This window comes from Niveispirillum fermenti (assembly GCF_048066175.1).
Taxonomy (GTDB): Bacteria; Pseudomonadota; Alphaproteobacteria; order Azospirillales; family Azospirillaceae; genus Niveispirillum; species Niveispirillum fermenti.
This window is the reverse complement of the sequence record NZ_JBLTXA010000029.1, coordinates 1-14,325: the sequence shown is the minus strand read 5'-3', so window position 1 is coordinate 14,325 and position 14,325 is coordinate 1. Positions and strand designations below refer to the sequence as shown.

Annotated in this window: 14 protein-coding genes and 1 tRNA gene; 7 read left to right on the top strand and 8 right to left on the bottom strand. The window is 64.6% G+C overall.

From position 1 onward, the window contains the following. Window positions 1-105 precede the first annotated feature (105 nt). The 4 genes from ACM9LZ_RS20425 to accC all read left to right on the top strand — a co-directional run bounded on the left by ACM9LZ_RS20425 (window position 106) and on the right by accC (window position 3,539). Window positions 106-879, top strand: a complete 774-nt coding sequence (locus tag ACM9LZ_RS20425; protein ID WP_416621367.1) for a DsbA family protein — start codon at window positions 106-108, stop codon at window positions 877-879. Window positions 880-1,198: 319 nt separating this feature from the next. Further along, window positions 1,199-1,657: a type II 3-dehydroquinate dehydratase gene (aroQ, locus tag ACM9LZ_RS20420; RefSeq protein ID WP_416621366.1), complete on the top strand. Its 459-nt coding sequence runs from the start codon at window positions 1,199-1,201 to the stop codon at window positions 1,655-1,657. Window positions 1,658-1,693: 36 nt separating this feature from the next. Next, complete coding sequence (gene accB, locus ACM9LZ_RS20415) at window positions 1,694-2,158, top strand: acetyl-CoA carboxylase biotin carboxyl carrier protein (RefSeq protein ID WP_416621365.1); 465 nt, start codon at window positions 1,694-1,696, stop codon at window positions 2,156-2,158. A 31-nt stretch (window positions 2,159-2,189) separates the two neighbouring features. After that, on the top strand, window positions 2,190-3,539 hold the full coding sequence (gene accC, locus ACM9LZ_RS20410) for an acetyl-CoA carboxylase biotin carboxylase subunit (protein WP_416621400.1): 1,350 nt from the start codon (window positions 2,190-2,192) through the stop codon (window positions 3,537-3,539). A 68-nt stretch (window positions 3,540-3,607) separates the two neighbouring features. On the opposite strand, the gene mgtE is transcribed toward accC, so the two are convergent. The 4 genes from mgtE to ACM9LZ_RS20390 form a co-directional block, all read right to left on the bottom strand. Next, window positions 3,608-4,954: a magnesium transporter gene (gene mgtE / locus ACM9LZ_RS20405; protein WP_416621364.1), complete on the bottom strand. Its 1,347-nt coding sequence runs from the start codon at window positions 4,952-4,954 to the stop codon at window positions 3,608-3,610. A 52-nt stretch (window positions 4,955-5,006) separates the two neighbouring features. Next, window positions 5,007-5,609, bottom strand: a complete 603-nt coding sequence (locus tag ACM9LZ_RS20400; RefSeq protein WP_416621363.1) for a class I SAM-dependent methyltransferase — start codon at window positions 5,607-5,609, stop codon at window positions 5,007-5,009. 62 nt (window positions 5,610-5,671) lie between these two features. After that, window positions 5,672-7,951, bottom strand: a complete 2,280-nt coding sequence (locus ACM9LZ_RS20395; RefSeq protein ID WP_416621362.1) for an NADP-dependent malic enzyme — start codon at window positions 7,949-7,951, stop codon at window positions 5,672-5,674. 264 nt (window positions 7,952-8,215) lie between these two features. Continuing rightward, window positions 8,216-8,300 (bottom strand) — tRNA-Leu (locus tag ACM9LZ_RS20390). A gap of 237 nt (window positions 8,301-8,537) precedes the next feature. Here ACM9LZ_RS20390 and ACM9LZ_RS20385 point away from each other — a divergent pair. After that, window positions 8,538-9,647, top strand: coding sequence for a branched-chain amino acid ABC transporter substrate-binding protein (locus ACM9LZ_RS20385; protein WP_416621361.1), 1,110 nt, complete (start codon window positions 8,538-8,540; stop codon window positions 9,645-9,647). A gap of 63 nt (window positions 9,648-9,710) precedes the next feature. Here the strand turns inward: ACM9LZ_RS20385 and ACM9LZ_RS20380 are convergent, their stop codons facing one another. From ACM9LZ_RS20380 to ACM9LZ_RS20365, 4 genes are all read right to left on the bottom strand, one after another. Beyond that, entirely contained in the window at window positions 9,711-10,223 is a 513-nt protein-coding gene (locus ACM9LZ_RS20380) for an OsmC family protein (protein WP_416621360.1), read from the bottom strand. A 40-nt stretch (window positions 10,224-10,263) separates the two neighbouring features. Beyond that, window positions 10,264-11,037, bottom strand: coding sequence for an ABC transporter ATP-binding protein (locus ACM9LZ_RS20375; RefSeq protein WP_416621359.1), 774 nt, complete (start codon window positions 11,035-11,037; stop codon window positions 10,264-10,266). Window positions 11,038-11,053: 16 nt separating this feature from the next. After that, window positions 11,054-11,842, bottom strand: a complete 789-nt coding sequence (locus tag ACM9LZ_RS20370) for an ABC transporter permease (RefSeq protein ID WP_416621358.1) — start codon at window positions 11,840-11,842, stop codon at window positions 11,054-11,056. 66 nt (window positions 11,843-11,908) lie between these two features. Then, window positions 11,909-12,892, bottom strand: coding sequence for an aliphatic sulfonate ABC transporter substrate-binding protein (locus tag ACM9LZ_RS20365; protein WP_416621357.1), 984 nt, complete (start codon window positions 12,890-12,892; stop codon window positions 11,909-11,911). Window positions 12,893-13,235: 343 nt separating this feature from the next. On the opposite strand from ACM9LZ_RS20365, the gene ACM9LZ_RS20360 reads away from it, so the two are divergent. Together ACM9LZ_RS20360 and ACM9LZ_RS20355 are read left to right on the top strand one after the other, a co-directional pair. Continuing rightward, complete coding sequence (locus ACM9LZ_RS20360; protein ID WP_416621356.1) at window positions 13,236-13,652, top strand: response regulator; 417 nt, start codon at window positions 13,236-13,238, stop codon at window positions 13,650-13,652. A 227-nt stretch (window positions 13,653-13,879) separates the two neighbouring features. Further along, complete coding sequence (locus ACM9LZ_RS20355; protein WP_416621355.1) at window positions 13,880-14,149, top strand: hypothetical protein; 270 nt, start codon at window positions 13,880-13,882, stop codon at window positions 14,147-14,149. The last annotated feature ends 176 nt before the right edge of the window (window positions 14,150-14,325 follow it).

Below are 14,325 nucleotides of genomic sequence, written 5' to 3'. Positions count from 1 at the left end.
GTGTAGGCAAGTGTCTTGAAACCCCAGCGGTGGAACCTCCACCTGTTGCAAGCGCCGCCCAGGCATCGCATGGTGCGGGGACGTTGCAAGGATGGAACCACAGATATGCCGATATTCCCGTTCATTTTCCGCCGGAACCGTCTGCACCGGGGGCTGGCTGTGCTGGCCCTGGGGTTGCTGCCCGCCATGCCCGTCACGGCGGCCGACAAGCCGCTGGACAAGGCGGCGGTGGAACAGATCGTCAGGGAATATCTGGTCGCCAACCCGGAAGTGATCCTGGAAGCCCTCCAGGCGCTGGAAAACCGGGAACAGGCCGCGTCCACCCAGGCCGCAAAGGAAGCGCTGACCGCGAATCGCGCAGCGCTGGAACAGAGCCCCACGTCGCCTGTGGGCGGCAACCCCAAGGGCGATGTGACCCTGGTGGAGTTCTTCGACTATAATTGCGGCTATTGCAAACGCACCCATCCGGAACGGACCGCCGCCGTCAAGGGCGACGGCAAGGTCCGTGTCATCTACAAGGAATTCCCCATCCTGGCCGCCTCCTCCCGCGAGGCGGCGCGCGCCGCCCTGGCCGCCAACCGCCAGGGCAAGTACGAGGCGTTCCACACGGCGCTGATGTCCCATCAGGGCCGGCTGGACACGGATACCATCCGCCGGGCCGCCCGGGATGTCGGGCTGGATGTGAAGCAGATGGAAAAGGACATGGGCGACCCCGCCATCGAGGCGGAATTGAAGGCCAACGCCGAACTGGCACAGAAGCTGGGCATCCGCGGCACGCCGGGCTTCGTGATCGGCGATACGGTGGTGCCCGGCGCCATCGAGGCCGATCAGTTCGTCAATCTGTTCAATGCGGTCCGCGAAGGGCGCAAGGGCGGCTGACCGGCGCCCCTCTTGATTCGGGACCCGTGCCGCGGATGCTAGCCGGCCGGACAGGATGATCCGGTCGGCATAGCCGGCATGACCTATGACATTCGGCCGATCCCCGATTGTGACAATCCTGCTCCACGCCGATGGCAAGAAGGTCTCCAACACAATATCTTGTTGGCACGCACCATTAATTCCTCAGCGGATAGATCAAGGGACAAGATTTTGCGATGGCAGGCTGGCGCCTTACGTAATGTTCGCGCCCCATTGCTCCAATCCGTGGCCGTGTTATAACCGCCCGGCTTCCGGTGATCACCACAGCAGGGCGACCAACTTGGCGCAAAGGCCATCGATCCTCATCCTAAACGGGCCAAACCTGAACATGCTCGGCACGCGCGAGCCCCATATCTATGGGGCGGAGACGCTGGCCGACGTGCAGGCTCTGTGCCTGGCCGAAGGCGAACGCCTGGGCCTGGAGATCGACTTCCGGCAGAGCAACCATGAGGGCGAGCTGGTCACCTGGATCCAGCAGGCGCGGGGCGTCCGATCCGCGATCCTGCTGAATGCCGGGGCCTATACACACACCTCCGTGGCCATACTGGACGCGCTGACGGCTGTTGACCTGCCCGTCATCGAGGTGCATCTGAGCAACATCTTCCGGCGCGAGCCATTCCGGCACCATTCCTATGTGTCGATGGCCGCCCGGGGGGTTATTTGCGGCCTGGGGTCGCACGGCTATGTACTGGCCCTGCAGGCGGCGGACCGCCTGCTTCGGGCCGGGACCCGGCCCTGACATCCCTGGCGCCTTTTGGATAAGGTTGAGAAAACCATGTCGAGCTTCGATCTGGATGCCGAGTTCGTGCGCACCATGGCCAAACTCCTGGAGGAGTCCGGCCTGACGGAAATGGAATATTCGGAAGGCGAACGCCGCATCCGGCTCAGCCGGGCCGCCCCGCCCGCCCCGGTGGGCTTCAACCCGGCCGCTTATGCTGCGGCCCCCATGCCCGCACCGGCCGCGGTGGCAGTGGCACCGGTTGCCGTCGTGGCGCCGGCCCAGCATCCCGGTACGCTGAAATCCCCGATGGTCGGCACTGCCTATCTCGCGTCCGAGCCCGGTGCGGCCCCCTTCGTGAAGGCCGGCGATACAGTGAAAGCCGGCCAGACCGTGCTGATCATCGAAGCCATGAAGGTCATGAACCCGATCAAGGCGCCCAAGGGCGGCACCGTGACGGAGCTTCTGGTCGCCGACGCGCAGCCGGTCGAATTCGGCCAGCCCCTGCTGATCATCGAGTGACCAGGCCATGACGGCGTATCCCCAGGACGGCCTGTTCGACAAGGTCTTGATCGCCAATCGCGGCGAGATCGCGCTTCGCATCCACCGCGCCTGCCGCGAGATGGGCATCAAGACCGTCGCCGTGCATTCCACGGCCGATGCCGATGCCATGCATGTGCGTCTTGCCGACGAAAGCGTGTGCATCGGCCCGCCTTCGGCCAAGGAAAGCTACCTCAACATCCCGGCGATCCTGTCGGCGGCCAGCATCACGGGTGCCGATGCCATCCATCCCGGCATCGGCTTCATGGCCGAGAACGCCCAGTTCGCCGACATGGTGATCGAGCATGGCTTTGCCTGGATCGGCCCCACGCCGGAGCATATCCGTGTCATGGGCGACAAGGTATCGGCCAAGAAGACCGTGATCGCCCGTGGCCTGCCCTGCGTGCCCGGTTCGGACGGCCCGGTGGACAGTTTCGAAACGGCGGCCGCCGTGGCGGACAAGATCCAGTACCCCGTGCTGATCAAGGCCGCGGCCGGCGGCGGCGGCAAGGGAATGAAGGTCGCCTTCAGCAAGGAGGAACTGCGGGAAGCCTACCAGCTTGCCCGTGGCGAGGCCCGGGCCGCCTTCGGCAATGACGAGGTCTACCTTGAAAAGTACCTCGCCAATCCGCGCCATATCGAGGTGCAGTTGCTGGGCGACCACCATGGCAACGTGGTGCATTTCGGCGAGCGCGACTGTTCCATCCAGCGCCGCCATCAGAAAGTGGTGGAGGAGGCCCCGTCCCCCGCACTGAATGCGGAAGAGCGGGAAAAGGTCGGCAGCCTTGCCGCCCGCACGGCCAAGCTGCTTGGCTATCGCGGCGTCGGCACGATGGAATTCCTGTACGAGGACGGGCAGTTCTATTTCATCGAGATGAACACCCGCCTGCAGATCGAGCACACGATCACGGAAATGATCACGGGCGTCGATCTGGTCCGCGAGCAGATCCGTGTCGCCACTGGCGCGCCGCTGGGCTATACGCAGCAGGATATCCGCTTCCACGGTCATTCCATCGAATGCCGCATCAATGCGGAACATCCGGAAACCTTCCTGCCCTCCCCCGGACAGGTGAAGCAGTACCACGCACCGGGTGGGCTGGGCGTGCGGGTCGACAGCGCGCTTTATGACGGCTATCGCATCCCGCCGCATTACGACAGCATGATCGCCAAGCTGATCGTTCACGGCAACACCCGCAACGAGTGCCTGATGCGCCTGCGTCGCGCGCTGGAGGAGTTCGTCATCACCGGCGTCGACACCTCCATCCCGCTGCATCAGCGCATCATCGCCGAGCCGGACTTCATCAACGGCGATTATGACATCAAATGGATGGAAGGCTGGATGAAGCGCCTGCAGGAAGGCTGATGCCTGTCGGCGACATGATCCCGGCGGTAAAAAGGGGCCCGGCGGACATCCGCCGGGCCTTTCGCATTTTATAGTAGCACGAAGGTGGCAAGGCCCAGGAAGGCCAGGAAACCGACGACATCGGTGACCGTGGTCAGGAAAACACCCGACGCCACGGCAGGGTCGATCTTCATCCGGTCCAAAACGAACGGGATCAGGGCACCGCACAGGCCGGCGCACACCAGATTGATGACCATGGCGGCCGCGATCACGCCGCCGATCAGCGGGCTGTTGAACCAAAGATAGGCGATGACACCCATGATGACCGCCAGGGCCAGGCCATTGAACAGCCCGACCAGCCCCTCCTTGCCGATGACGCGGGCGGCATTCGCCTTGGTCAGTTCCTTGGTCGCCAGCGCACGCACCGCAACCGTCAGCGCCTGGGTGCCGGCATTGCCGCCCATGCTGGCCACGATGGGCATCAGCACGGCCAGCGCCACCACCTTTTCGATCGTGCCGGCGAACTGCTCGATGACGACGGCTGCGATCAGTGCCGTCAGGACATTGACCGCCAGCCAGCGAAAACGTGAAAGCGCCGTGGAGGCGGCGGCCCGGTAGAGGTCGTCGCCGCCCACGCCGCCCATGGCCAGCATGTCGGCTTCCGCCTCCTCCTCGATCACGTCGACCACGTCATCGACCGTAATGACCCCGACCAGTCGCTGTGCTGCGTCCACGACAGGCGCCGACACAAGCCCGTAATTGCGGAACAGGCGGGCCACCTCCTCCTGGTCCATGGTAACGGGAATACGGCGTATATCCTTGTGCAGGATCTCGTTCAGCTTCACCCCGCGCCGGGCGCGCAGCACGCGCGACAGGGGCACGCTGCCGACCACCCTGTGCATTGGATCAACGATGAAGATGTCGTAGAATTCGGCCGGCAGGTCGCTGTCATCGGTCGTCGCGGCGGCGCGCAGATAGTCCAGCAGCCCGCCCACCGTCCAGAATTCCGGCACCGACACCAGGGTGCGGCCCATCAGGCGGCCGGCGGAATATTCAGGGTAGGTCAACCCCTCTTCCACCAGGGCGCGGGCCTCGGGCGGCAGGTTGGCGAGGATGGCCTGCTGGGCATCCTCGTCCAGATCCTGGATCACGTCGACGGCGTCGTCGGTATCCAGTTCCGCGACGGCCGCGGCCAGGGCCTTGGGCTCCAGCCGCTCGATCACCTCGTCACGCAGATCGACGGGCAGATAGGCCAGCACCTCTGCATCGAATTGCGGGCGCAGCAGCGCGATCAGCAGTTCGCGCCGATCCTCGTCCGCCTGTTCAAGCAGGTCGGCGACATCGGACGGGTGCAGGTCGGCCAGCATGCCGGCGGCGGCGGACAGATCGCCAGCCTCCAGCAGTTCCTCGATCGATCCCTGGTCCTTCTGATCCATGCCGCCTGCCATCGACAAGGGCCCCCCTTCCGTCCAGGTCCGGCACCCGCCCTCAGACGGGGAAATGCGCGCCGGCCAGTTCCCTCATCTCATCTTCCGTCGCTTGCCAGTTCGCCGCGACAGCCCAAAGGTCGTAGAAGGGATGCCCGCGACTGGTAACCATCACCTGCCCGAAACCCACACCCGACAACAGGCCGCCCAGCACCGGGAGCGTGAAGCCGCTGCGATGCGCCATGTGGACATGGCCATCCTTGATGGCCCAGCGCAGGCCGAACACCATGTCGATGGCAGCGACGGGGCCGGCCTCGCTCTGATACATCGGCTCCAGCAACCTGCCCTCGGCAATCTCTTTCGCGGCGGCCTGCATATCCGGACAGGTCAGGACCATCACACCCCGGGGTGACAGCACGCGACGGCATTCCTGCAGCGCAGTGATGACGTCGTGTGCAAAAAGATGCTCCAGGACATGGCTGGAATAGACGCCATCGAACGATCCGGACGGGATCATCGACATGTCTGTGATGCTGCCGACAATATCGGGCCGGACATCCGAAGCGACATCCAGCCGGGTTTCCGTCCAACCCGCCCCCGCGAAGCCCCTGGTCGTTCCGTCCCGCCGTTTCAACCCGCAACCGACATGCAGCAGGCGTCTCACCGGTACTTCCATATATCCCCCACAGGGCGGGCGACGGCCGCAGCCGTCCCGCTTTGATACCGTCAGGTGGCCGGATTGTGCATCTGCGCGTCGATGACCGCCAGCGCCGACATGTTCACGATGCCGCGCACCGTGACCGACGGGGTCAGGATGTGGGCCGGCTTGGCCGCCCCCAGCAGCACCGGCCCGACAGCCAGCCCGTCGCCCAGCACCTTCAGCAGGTTGAAGGAGACATTGGCGCTGTCGCGGTCGGGCATCACCAGCAGGTTGGCCGACCCGTGCAGACGGCTGTTGGGGAAGATACGGGTGCGGATCACCGGGCTGATGGCGGCATCGGCATGCATCTCCCCTTCCACCTCCAGGTCGGGGCAGCGTGCGGCAATGGCCTGAAGGGCCTCCCGCATCTTGATGGCAGAGGGGTCGTTGTGGCTGCCAAAGCTGGAATGCGACAGCAGCGCCACTTTCGGCGCCAGGCCGAAACGCCGCACCTCTTCCGCGGCCAGGTCAGTGATCTCCGCCAGATCGGCGGCCGTGGGGCTGGCATTCACATAGGTGTCGGTCAGGAAGAAGGTGCCACGGTTCAGGATCAGCACGGAGAGAGCCGCCATCACGCGCGCGCCGCGCTTCTTCCCCACCACGTCGTTCACATGCTTCAGGTGCCAGTCGTAAAGGCCGACCGTGCCGCAGATCACGGCATCGGCCTCCCCCTTTTCCACCATCAGGGCGCCGATCACGGTGGGGTTGGTGCGCACCACCTGACGCGCCCGGTCCGGTGAAACGCCACCGCGCTGCATGATCCGGTGATAGGTCTGCCAATAGTCATTATAGGCCGGGTCGTTCTGCGGATCGATCAGGCGGACATTCTCGTCCAGGCGCAGGCGCAGGCCCAGCTTCTCGATACGCCGGGCCACGACCTCGCGGCGGCCAATCAGGATGGGCTGGGCGATGCCATCCTCCAGCACCTGCTGGGCGGCGCGCAGCACGCGCTCCTCTTCCCCCTCGGCATAGGCGACGCGGCGCGGGTCCGCCTTGGCCTTGGCGAAGACGGGCTTCATCAGCAGGCCGGAGCGGAAGACGAACTGGCCCAGTTGCTCGCGATAGGCGTCGAAATCCTGGATGGGACGGGTGGCCACGCCGCTATCCATGGCGGCCTTCGCCACGGCGGGCGCGATTTCCAGGATCAGGCGCGGATCGAAGGGGCGCGGGATCAGGTATTCCGGCCCGAAGCTGGGCGGCGCCTCGCCATAGGCCATGGCCACCACGTCATGCACCTCTGCCTGGGCCAGCCGGGCGATGGCGTTGACGGCAGCGATCTTCATCGCCTCGTTGATGGTGGTGGCCCCGACATCCAGCGCGCCGCGGAAGATGAAGGGGAAGCACAGGACGTTGTTGACCTGATTGGGAAAGTCCGACCGCCCCGTGCCGACGATGGCATCGGGGCGCACGGCCTTCACCTCGTCCGGCATGATCTCAGGCGTCGGATTGGCCAGCGCCATGACGATGGGGTGCGGCCCCATCTTCTTCACCATGTCCTGGGTCAGCACGCGGGGTGCCGACAGGCCCAGGAAGATGTCGGCATCGCCGATGATATCATCCAGAACCCGGGCATTCGTGGCCTTGGCATAGCGTTCCTTGCGCGGGTCCATCAGCTCGGTGCGGCCCTGATAGACCACACCCTTGATGTCGTTGACCCAGATATTCTCCACCGGCAGGCCCATATCGACCAGCAGGTCCAAGCAGGCCAGCGCTGCGGCACCGGCGCCGGAGCAGACCAGCTTGACGGTGGCGAAGTCACGGCCCGTCAGCTTCAGCGCATTGGTGATGGCGGCCGCCACGATGATGGCGGTACCGTGCTGGTCATCATGGAAGACCGGGATCTTCATGCGCTCGCGCAGCGTCTTTTCGACATAGAAGCATTCCGGCGCCTTGATATCCTCCAGGTTGATCCCCCCGAAGGTCGGCTCCAGCGCCGCAATGACATCGACGAGCTTTTCCGGGTCCTTCTCGTTGATCTCGATATCGAACACATCGATGCCGGCAAACTTCTTGAACAGGACGCCCTTGCCCTCCATCACCGGCTTGGACGCCAGCGGGCCGATATCGCCCAGGCCCAGCACGGCGGTGCCGTTGGTAATGACAGCGACCAGATTGCCGCGGCTAGTATATTTGGCGGCGTTCGCCTCATCCTCGACGATCGCCTCGCAGGCATGCGCGACACCCGGGGAATAGGCGAGCGCCAGGTCACGCTGTGTGGCCAGGGGCTTGGTCGGGGTGACGGCGATTTTGCCGGGCGTCGGCAGACGGTGGTAATCGAGTGCCGCGTCGCGGAAGGCGTCGGTCATTTCCTGAATAGCTCCCAGCATCCGAGGGGTCTTTGTTGGGGCCTAGTTAGGCCCGTCCGCCCCGCCCTGTCCAGCCATAGCAGACAGCTTGCCGCCAGGGTCCCGGCGATAAGGGCGCTAGGCTGCGTTGCAGTGATCGGAATGCTGAAAAGACGGACACTTGTTCTGGAAAGCCGGACGGCTGCGACAGGGAGAAGGGCATGGCACGGGCCAAAATGAAAAGGGCGATGCCGGCCGGCATCGCCCTTTTTTCATCGTTCAGCATGGTGCGGCCGAAAAGACTCGAACTTTCACGGGTTGCCCCACAGCGACCTCAACGCTGCGCGTCTACCAATTCCGCCACGGCCGCAAAACACATGCCGGAACACCGCTTCAGGCTGGAAGCCCCCGGCGGTTGGCGGTGGATAGCAAATCGCGGCGGGCGCATCAAGCACCAATCGACATGCCATGAGAAGAACGACAGACCACGCCGGACGCAGTCCAGACCACGCCGGACGCAGTCCCGACCCATGTACGGATTTGACGGGAGGGGTCCGCATGATAGCTTCACGCTCACGTTCCACACCCCCACGGGAGATTGGCGACAATGAACCTCAAGAAAACCCTGCCCGCCGTCCTGATGGCCGCCACCATGCTGACGGGCCTGCCCGCGCTGGCCGATACGGTGGTCGGTCTGGCGGCCCCGCTGACGGGGCCCAATGCCGTATTCGGGGAACAGATGCGGCGCGGCGCCGAAATGGCCGTGAACGACATCAATGCCAGGGGCGGCGTGCTGGGTGAGAAGCTGGTGCTGGTCAACCTGGACGATGCCTCCAACCCCAGCCAGGGGGTGGCCATCGCCAACCGCCTGGCCACGCAGGGCGGCGTGGCCGCATTCGGTAATTTCAATTCCGCCGTCTCCATCCCGTCGGCCCGCGTCTATGCGGACGAAGGGATCGTGATGATCAGCCCGGCTTCCACGAACCCGCAGCTCACCGAACAGGGGCTGGATACCGTATTCCGCACCTGCGGCCGGGACGATCAGCAGGGCGATGTGGCCGCCGCCTGGCTTCTGAAGCATCACAAGGACGGCAAGGTGGCCGTCATCCACGACCAGACCACCTATGGCCGTGGCCTGGCGGAAGCGACTCGCGCCGCCCTGCGCAAGGGCGGCAAGAACGAGGCGATGTTCGATGCCGTCAATGTCGGCGACCGCGACATGTCGGCCCTGGTCACCAAGATGAAGGATGCCGGCATCGACATCGTCTATTTCGGCGGGCTGCATACGGAGGCCGGCCTGCTGGTGCGTCAGATGGCCGATGCCGGCCTGAAGGCCGTGTTCATGTCGGGGGACGGTATCGTCAACCAGGAATTCTGGAACATCGCCGGCCCGTCGGGTGAAGGCACGCTGGTGACCTTCGGCAATGAATACCGCGACAAGCCCGAAGCAGCCGACGTTGTGAAGCGCTTCCGCGATGGCGGGTTCGAACCGGAAGCCTATACGCTTTACACCTATGCCGCCGTCCAGGTCTGGGCCGCGGGTGCCGTGAAGGCCAAGTCGGTGGATGCCGAAAAGGTGGCCGCCGCCATGCGGGATGGTGAATATACCACCGTGATCGGTCCGCTCTCCTTCGATGATAAGGGCGATCGCAAGGTCACCGACTATGTCGTCTACCGCTGGTCCAACGGCAAGTACGCCCCCATTCCGGGGCAGTGATCCACTCACAATCACCAGGCCCGGCATCCGCCGGGCCTGGTCCCCGGAAAGCGGGATCGCCGGTCAGGCAGCGCTGGTCAGGTCGACCTGGAAGGACGGCGGGTTCTTCAGCGTCTGATAGATGACGCAATAGCGTTCCGTCAGCTTCAGCAGCGTGGCCCGCTGTTCATCCGTCAGGTCGCCCTGCAGGTCGAAGGACAGGCGGATATCCTTGAACCCGACGGGCGCATCCTTGGCAACACCCAGTGTGCCCCGGAAATCAAGGTCGCCCTCGGCCCGGACCGTGCCGCCGGCAACATTCAGGCCCAGCGCCGTGGCCACGGCCTTCAGCGTCACGCCGGCGCAGGCGACCAGGGCCTCCAGCAGCATGTCGCCGGAACAGGCGAAGCTGCCCGGTCCGCCGGTGGCGGGGTGCAGGCCCGCCTCCACCAGCGCACGGCCCGTATCGACCTTGCAGACGACATTCTCGCTGTCCAGTTCGCCCGCGGCCTTCAGCGTGACGATGGCGGCGGTCGCCTCGTCCTTGTAACGCTGCTTCAGCGGGGCCTGCAGGCTGCGCAGATCATCGGCATTCATGAATCGTTCCTCGTTTGGCTTCGTTTGGCTTCAGGCGTCGTCAGATGGCGTAATCGGGCTGCACCGTGCCGGGGTGGCGCGCATTGCGCAACTCCTGCAGCAGCCGGGCCCGCCAGCCCGGAAAACTGTCATGTTCGCGCCGGCCCCGGCGGGGCAGGCCGACATGATAGTCGCCATGGATGCGCCCCGGCGTGCCGCCCAGCACGACCACGCGATCGGCCAGGGCCAGCGCCTCCTCGATATCATGGGTGACCAGGATCAGGGTCGGCCGCTCATCCTCGGCATAGGCGTCCCAGACATCCAGCAGATGGTCCTGCAATTCCATGCGGATCAGGGCGTCCAGCGCACTGAACGGCTCGTCCAGCAGCAAGACCTCCGGCCGCGTCACCAGCGCGCGGGCGATGGCCACACGCTGGGCCATGCCGCCCGACAATTGCCGCGGCAGCGCCCGGGCGAAGGCCGACAGGTTGACGCGGGCCAGCACCTCGCCCACCCGCGACGCCCGTTCGGCCCTGGAAAGCCCCTTCAGCCCGAAGGCGACATTGGCCGAAATGTCCAGCCAGGGCATGAGACGCGGTTCCTGGAAGACCACCCCGATTTCCGGCCTTGGTCCCGTCACGGGCGTGCCGTCCAGTTCGACCTGGCCGTTGCTGACATTGTCCAGCCCGGCGACAAGGCGCAGCAGCGTGCTCTTGCCGCACCCCGACCCGCCCACGATGGCCAGGATTTCCCCGCGTTCAACGGAAAGGCCGATGCCCCGGATGGCGACATAGCCGTTGGCATAGCGCTTTTCGACATTGGTCAGGCGCAGCATGACGGGTTCCCTTCGCTCAGCGCTTCGACTTGAAACCATCCTGCCAGGCGACCAGCGGCGCCGTGGCGCGGGCCAGTGCCAGATCAGTCAGCTTGCCCAGGACAGCGAACAGCACGATGGCGCCCAGGATGACGGGCGTGCGCCCCGTCATCTGCCCGTCGATCAGCAGATAGCCCAGGCCCTCGCTGGCCCCCATGAACTCTGCCGCCACCACGAACATCCAGCCCAGCCCCAGGCCCGACCGCAGGCCAATGACATAGGTCGGCAGGCTGGCCGGCAACAGCACCCGCCAGACCAGTTCCAGCGGCGAGAAGCGATAGGCCCGCGCCACCTCCACCAGCTTGCGGTCCACCTCGTGGATGGCGCTGGCCAGGTTGAGATAGACGGGGAAGAAGACGCCGACGGCGATCAGCAGCACCTTCGATGTCTCGAAAATGCCGAACCACAGGATGAATAGCGGCACCCAGGCAATCGAAGGGATATTGCGCAAGGCCTGCAGCATCGGGTCCAGAAGCCGGCGGGCCAGGGTGGAATAGCCCGTCAGGGCTCCCATGGCCGTACCCGCCGCCACACCCAGCCCGAAGCCGACCAGCACCCGCCACAAAGTGGCCCAGACATGCATCCACAGGTCGCCGCTGGCCGCCAGATCCGCCACGGCCACCAGCACGGTGGACGGGGCCGGCAGCAGCTTGGCCGATATCCAGCCCAGATGCGCCGCCCCTTCCCATGCCGCCAGAAGGCCGACCGGCACCTCAAGTCCCAGGACGGCCCCGCCGAACCGGTCCCACCGGGAGGCGTCCGGCATCCGGCCGCCTCCCTGTCCCGCATCACTCATCCCATACTTCCTTCGACCCCGTTATCGCCGCCGCCGTCACGGCGCCGTCAGGCTGGCGCTGAAGGACGGATCGATCAGGGCGTCGGTGACGGCCTTCACACCCACGTCGGCGGCGATGATGCCGGCTTCCTGCAAGGCCAGTCCTGCCTTCAGGATCGTATCATGCTGCGTGGCACCAATGGCACTGTGCGACAGGTCGGTGCGTTCCAACTGGCGGCCGGCCACCTCCGGCGTCAGGCTGGCGGCCTTGGCCAGCGTGGCGGCCAGTTCCGCCGGATTGGCCAGGGCATGGGCCCGCGCCTTCTCATAAAGCTTCAGCACGCGGGCGACGATCTGCGGATGCGCGGCGGCGAAATCCTCCCGCACATTCAGCACACCCCAGGTATTGAGATCCGGCGCACGGTAGAACAGGCGCGACCCTTCCAGCAGTTCGGTCTGGGCCATCATCGGGTCCAGGCCGGCCCAGGCGTCCACCGCCCCCTGTTCCAGCGCCAGACGGCCATCGGCATGCTGGAGCAGGACGGTACGGATATCCCGCTCCGTCAGGCCATGATCGGCCAGGGCCCGCAACAGGAAGATATAGGGGTCGGTGCCGCGCGTCACCGCCACCCGCTTGCCCTTCAGGTCTTCGACCTTGGTGATGGGGCTGTCCTTGCGGGCGACCAGGGCGGTCCATTCCGGCTTGGAATAGACGTAGATCGACTTGATCGGCCCGCCATTGATGCGGGCCAGCAGGGCAGCGGCACCAGCGGTGGAGCCAAAATCCACACCCTTGGCGTTCAGGAATTCGATGGCCTTGTTGGACCCCTGGCTCTGCACCCAGCGCACCCGGATGCCGTCGCGGCCAAATTCCTCTTCCACCCAGCCCTTGTCCTTCAGGATCAGCGAGACGGGATTGTAATAGGCCCAGTCCAGCGTCACGGTGCCGGGATCGGCCGCCATGACCGTGCCCGACGGCAACAGGGCGGCACCGGCCAGCGCAATGCCGGCAACAAGGGACAGGAAGGAACGACGCAACATCAGGCTACTCCCTCTGGCTTAACGGCCATTACTGGACCCCGTGGGCGCCTTTGGCACGCCCAGCGTGGAATTTCAAGCGCGCCAGCAATTTGGCTTCAAACCGGCGTCGTCGAATAAAATTATTACCCATTTATCGTGCGTCAAATAGAATTTTTCACATCCCTCCTGCGTTGTACATTTCGAAAAATGCCATTGCCTAATCCCCGACCTTTCGGCCTAAGGCTGCAACAGCCGGTTGGATGAGTTGCTAAGGAGGGGACAATCCGGTATCCCCTTCAATAAGCACATACTCTTGATGGCATCCTGCCACTGGGGAAGGAAGCTGTGAGGATTCAAGATACCGATGATCCCGTTATCCGATTCTCCTGTCCGTGTCCTCATTGTGGAGGATGATGCACTTGTAGCGTTGGGCGTGCGCCTGACATTGACGGAATTAGGGTACTACGTCGTCGGTATTGCAGCATCGGAGCTGGAAGCCCTGTCCATTACAGCCCTGGAAGAACCACATCTGGCACTGATGGATATCCGCCTGCGCGGGGCCAATGATGGCGTGCAGGTCGCGCGGCGCCTGTGGCTGGAACAAGGCGTGCGCAGCATCTTTCTGTCCGCCTATGCCGATGAACAGACGATGGAGCGGGTGGCACAGGCCAAGCCGCTTGGATTCGTGCAGAAACCCTATTCGGCCCAGCAACTCCGCACGGCGCTGGACCTTGCCTGCCAACGGCTGCAGCTCAAGGGTTCGACTGATCCAAGCCCTTGAAACTCCTTCACAAGGGCACGGGATTGCCACATTTCGACCCCATGATGGCAATCGATTTGACCGCGTTGAGGGCAGGTTGCCGGTTAAATGATCAACGGCGGTAAAAAAATCCATCGACGTTGTTGTCAACAAACCCTTAACGCTTCAAGGTGCGTATGTTGAAGCGTACCCGGTAACGGGGGGATGGGCCCTCGCGTACCGGTCACATAAAAGCGAAGGAGCGAAAAATGCGCGTGCTTCCCCTGGTTCTTTCTGGCCTGATGGTTATGGGCCTGGCCGCCTGTGGCCAGGACAAGTCGAAGGAGGCGGCACCGGCAGCCCCCGCCGAGGCGCCGGTCGTTGAGCCGACCCCCGCGCCCGCTCCGGTTCCGGAAGAAGCCGCCCCCATGACCGAGGAAGCCCCGGCCGATGTGCCGGCCGAAGCCCCGGTTGAGGGTGAGACCGTGCCGTCCGAGCCCGCGCCGGACACCACGACCCCGCCGCCGGAAGGCAACTAATTCTCCATCATCGGGAAACCGGGTGGAACGGGAGGGCCGGATACCGTCGGGGTGTCCGGCCCTTTCGCTATTCAGACCGTCCCTATTCAGAATGCCCGCCGGATCACCCCCAAGGCTTCAGCCGTTACCCTTCTCATACCCAGTCCCGGTGATCGCAACCGATCACCGGCCTCAAT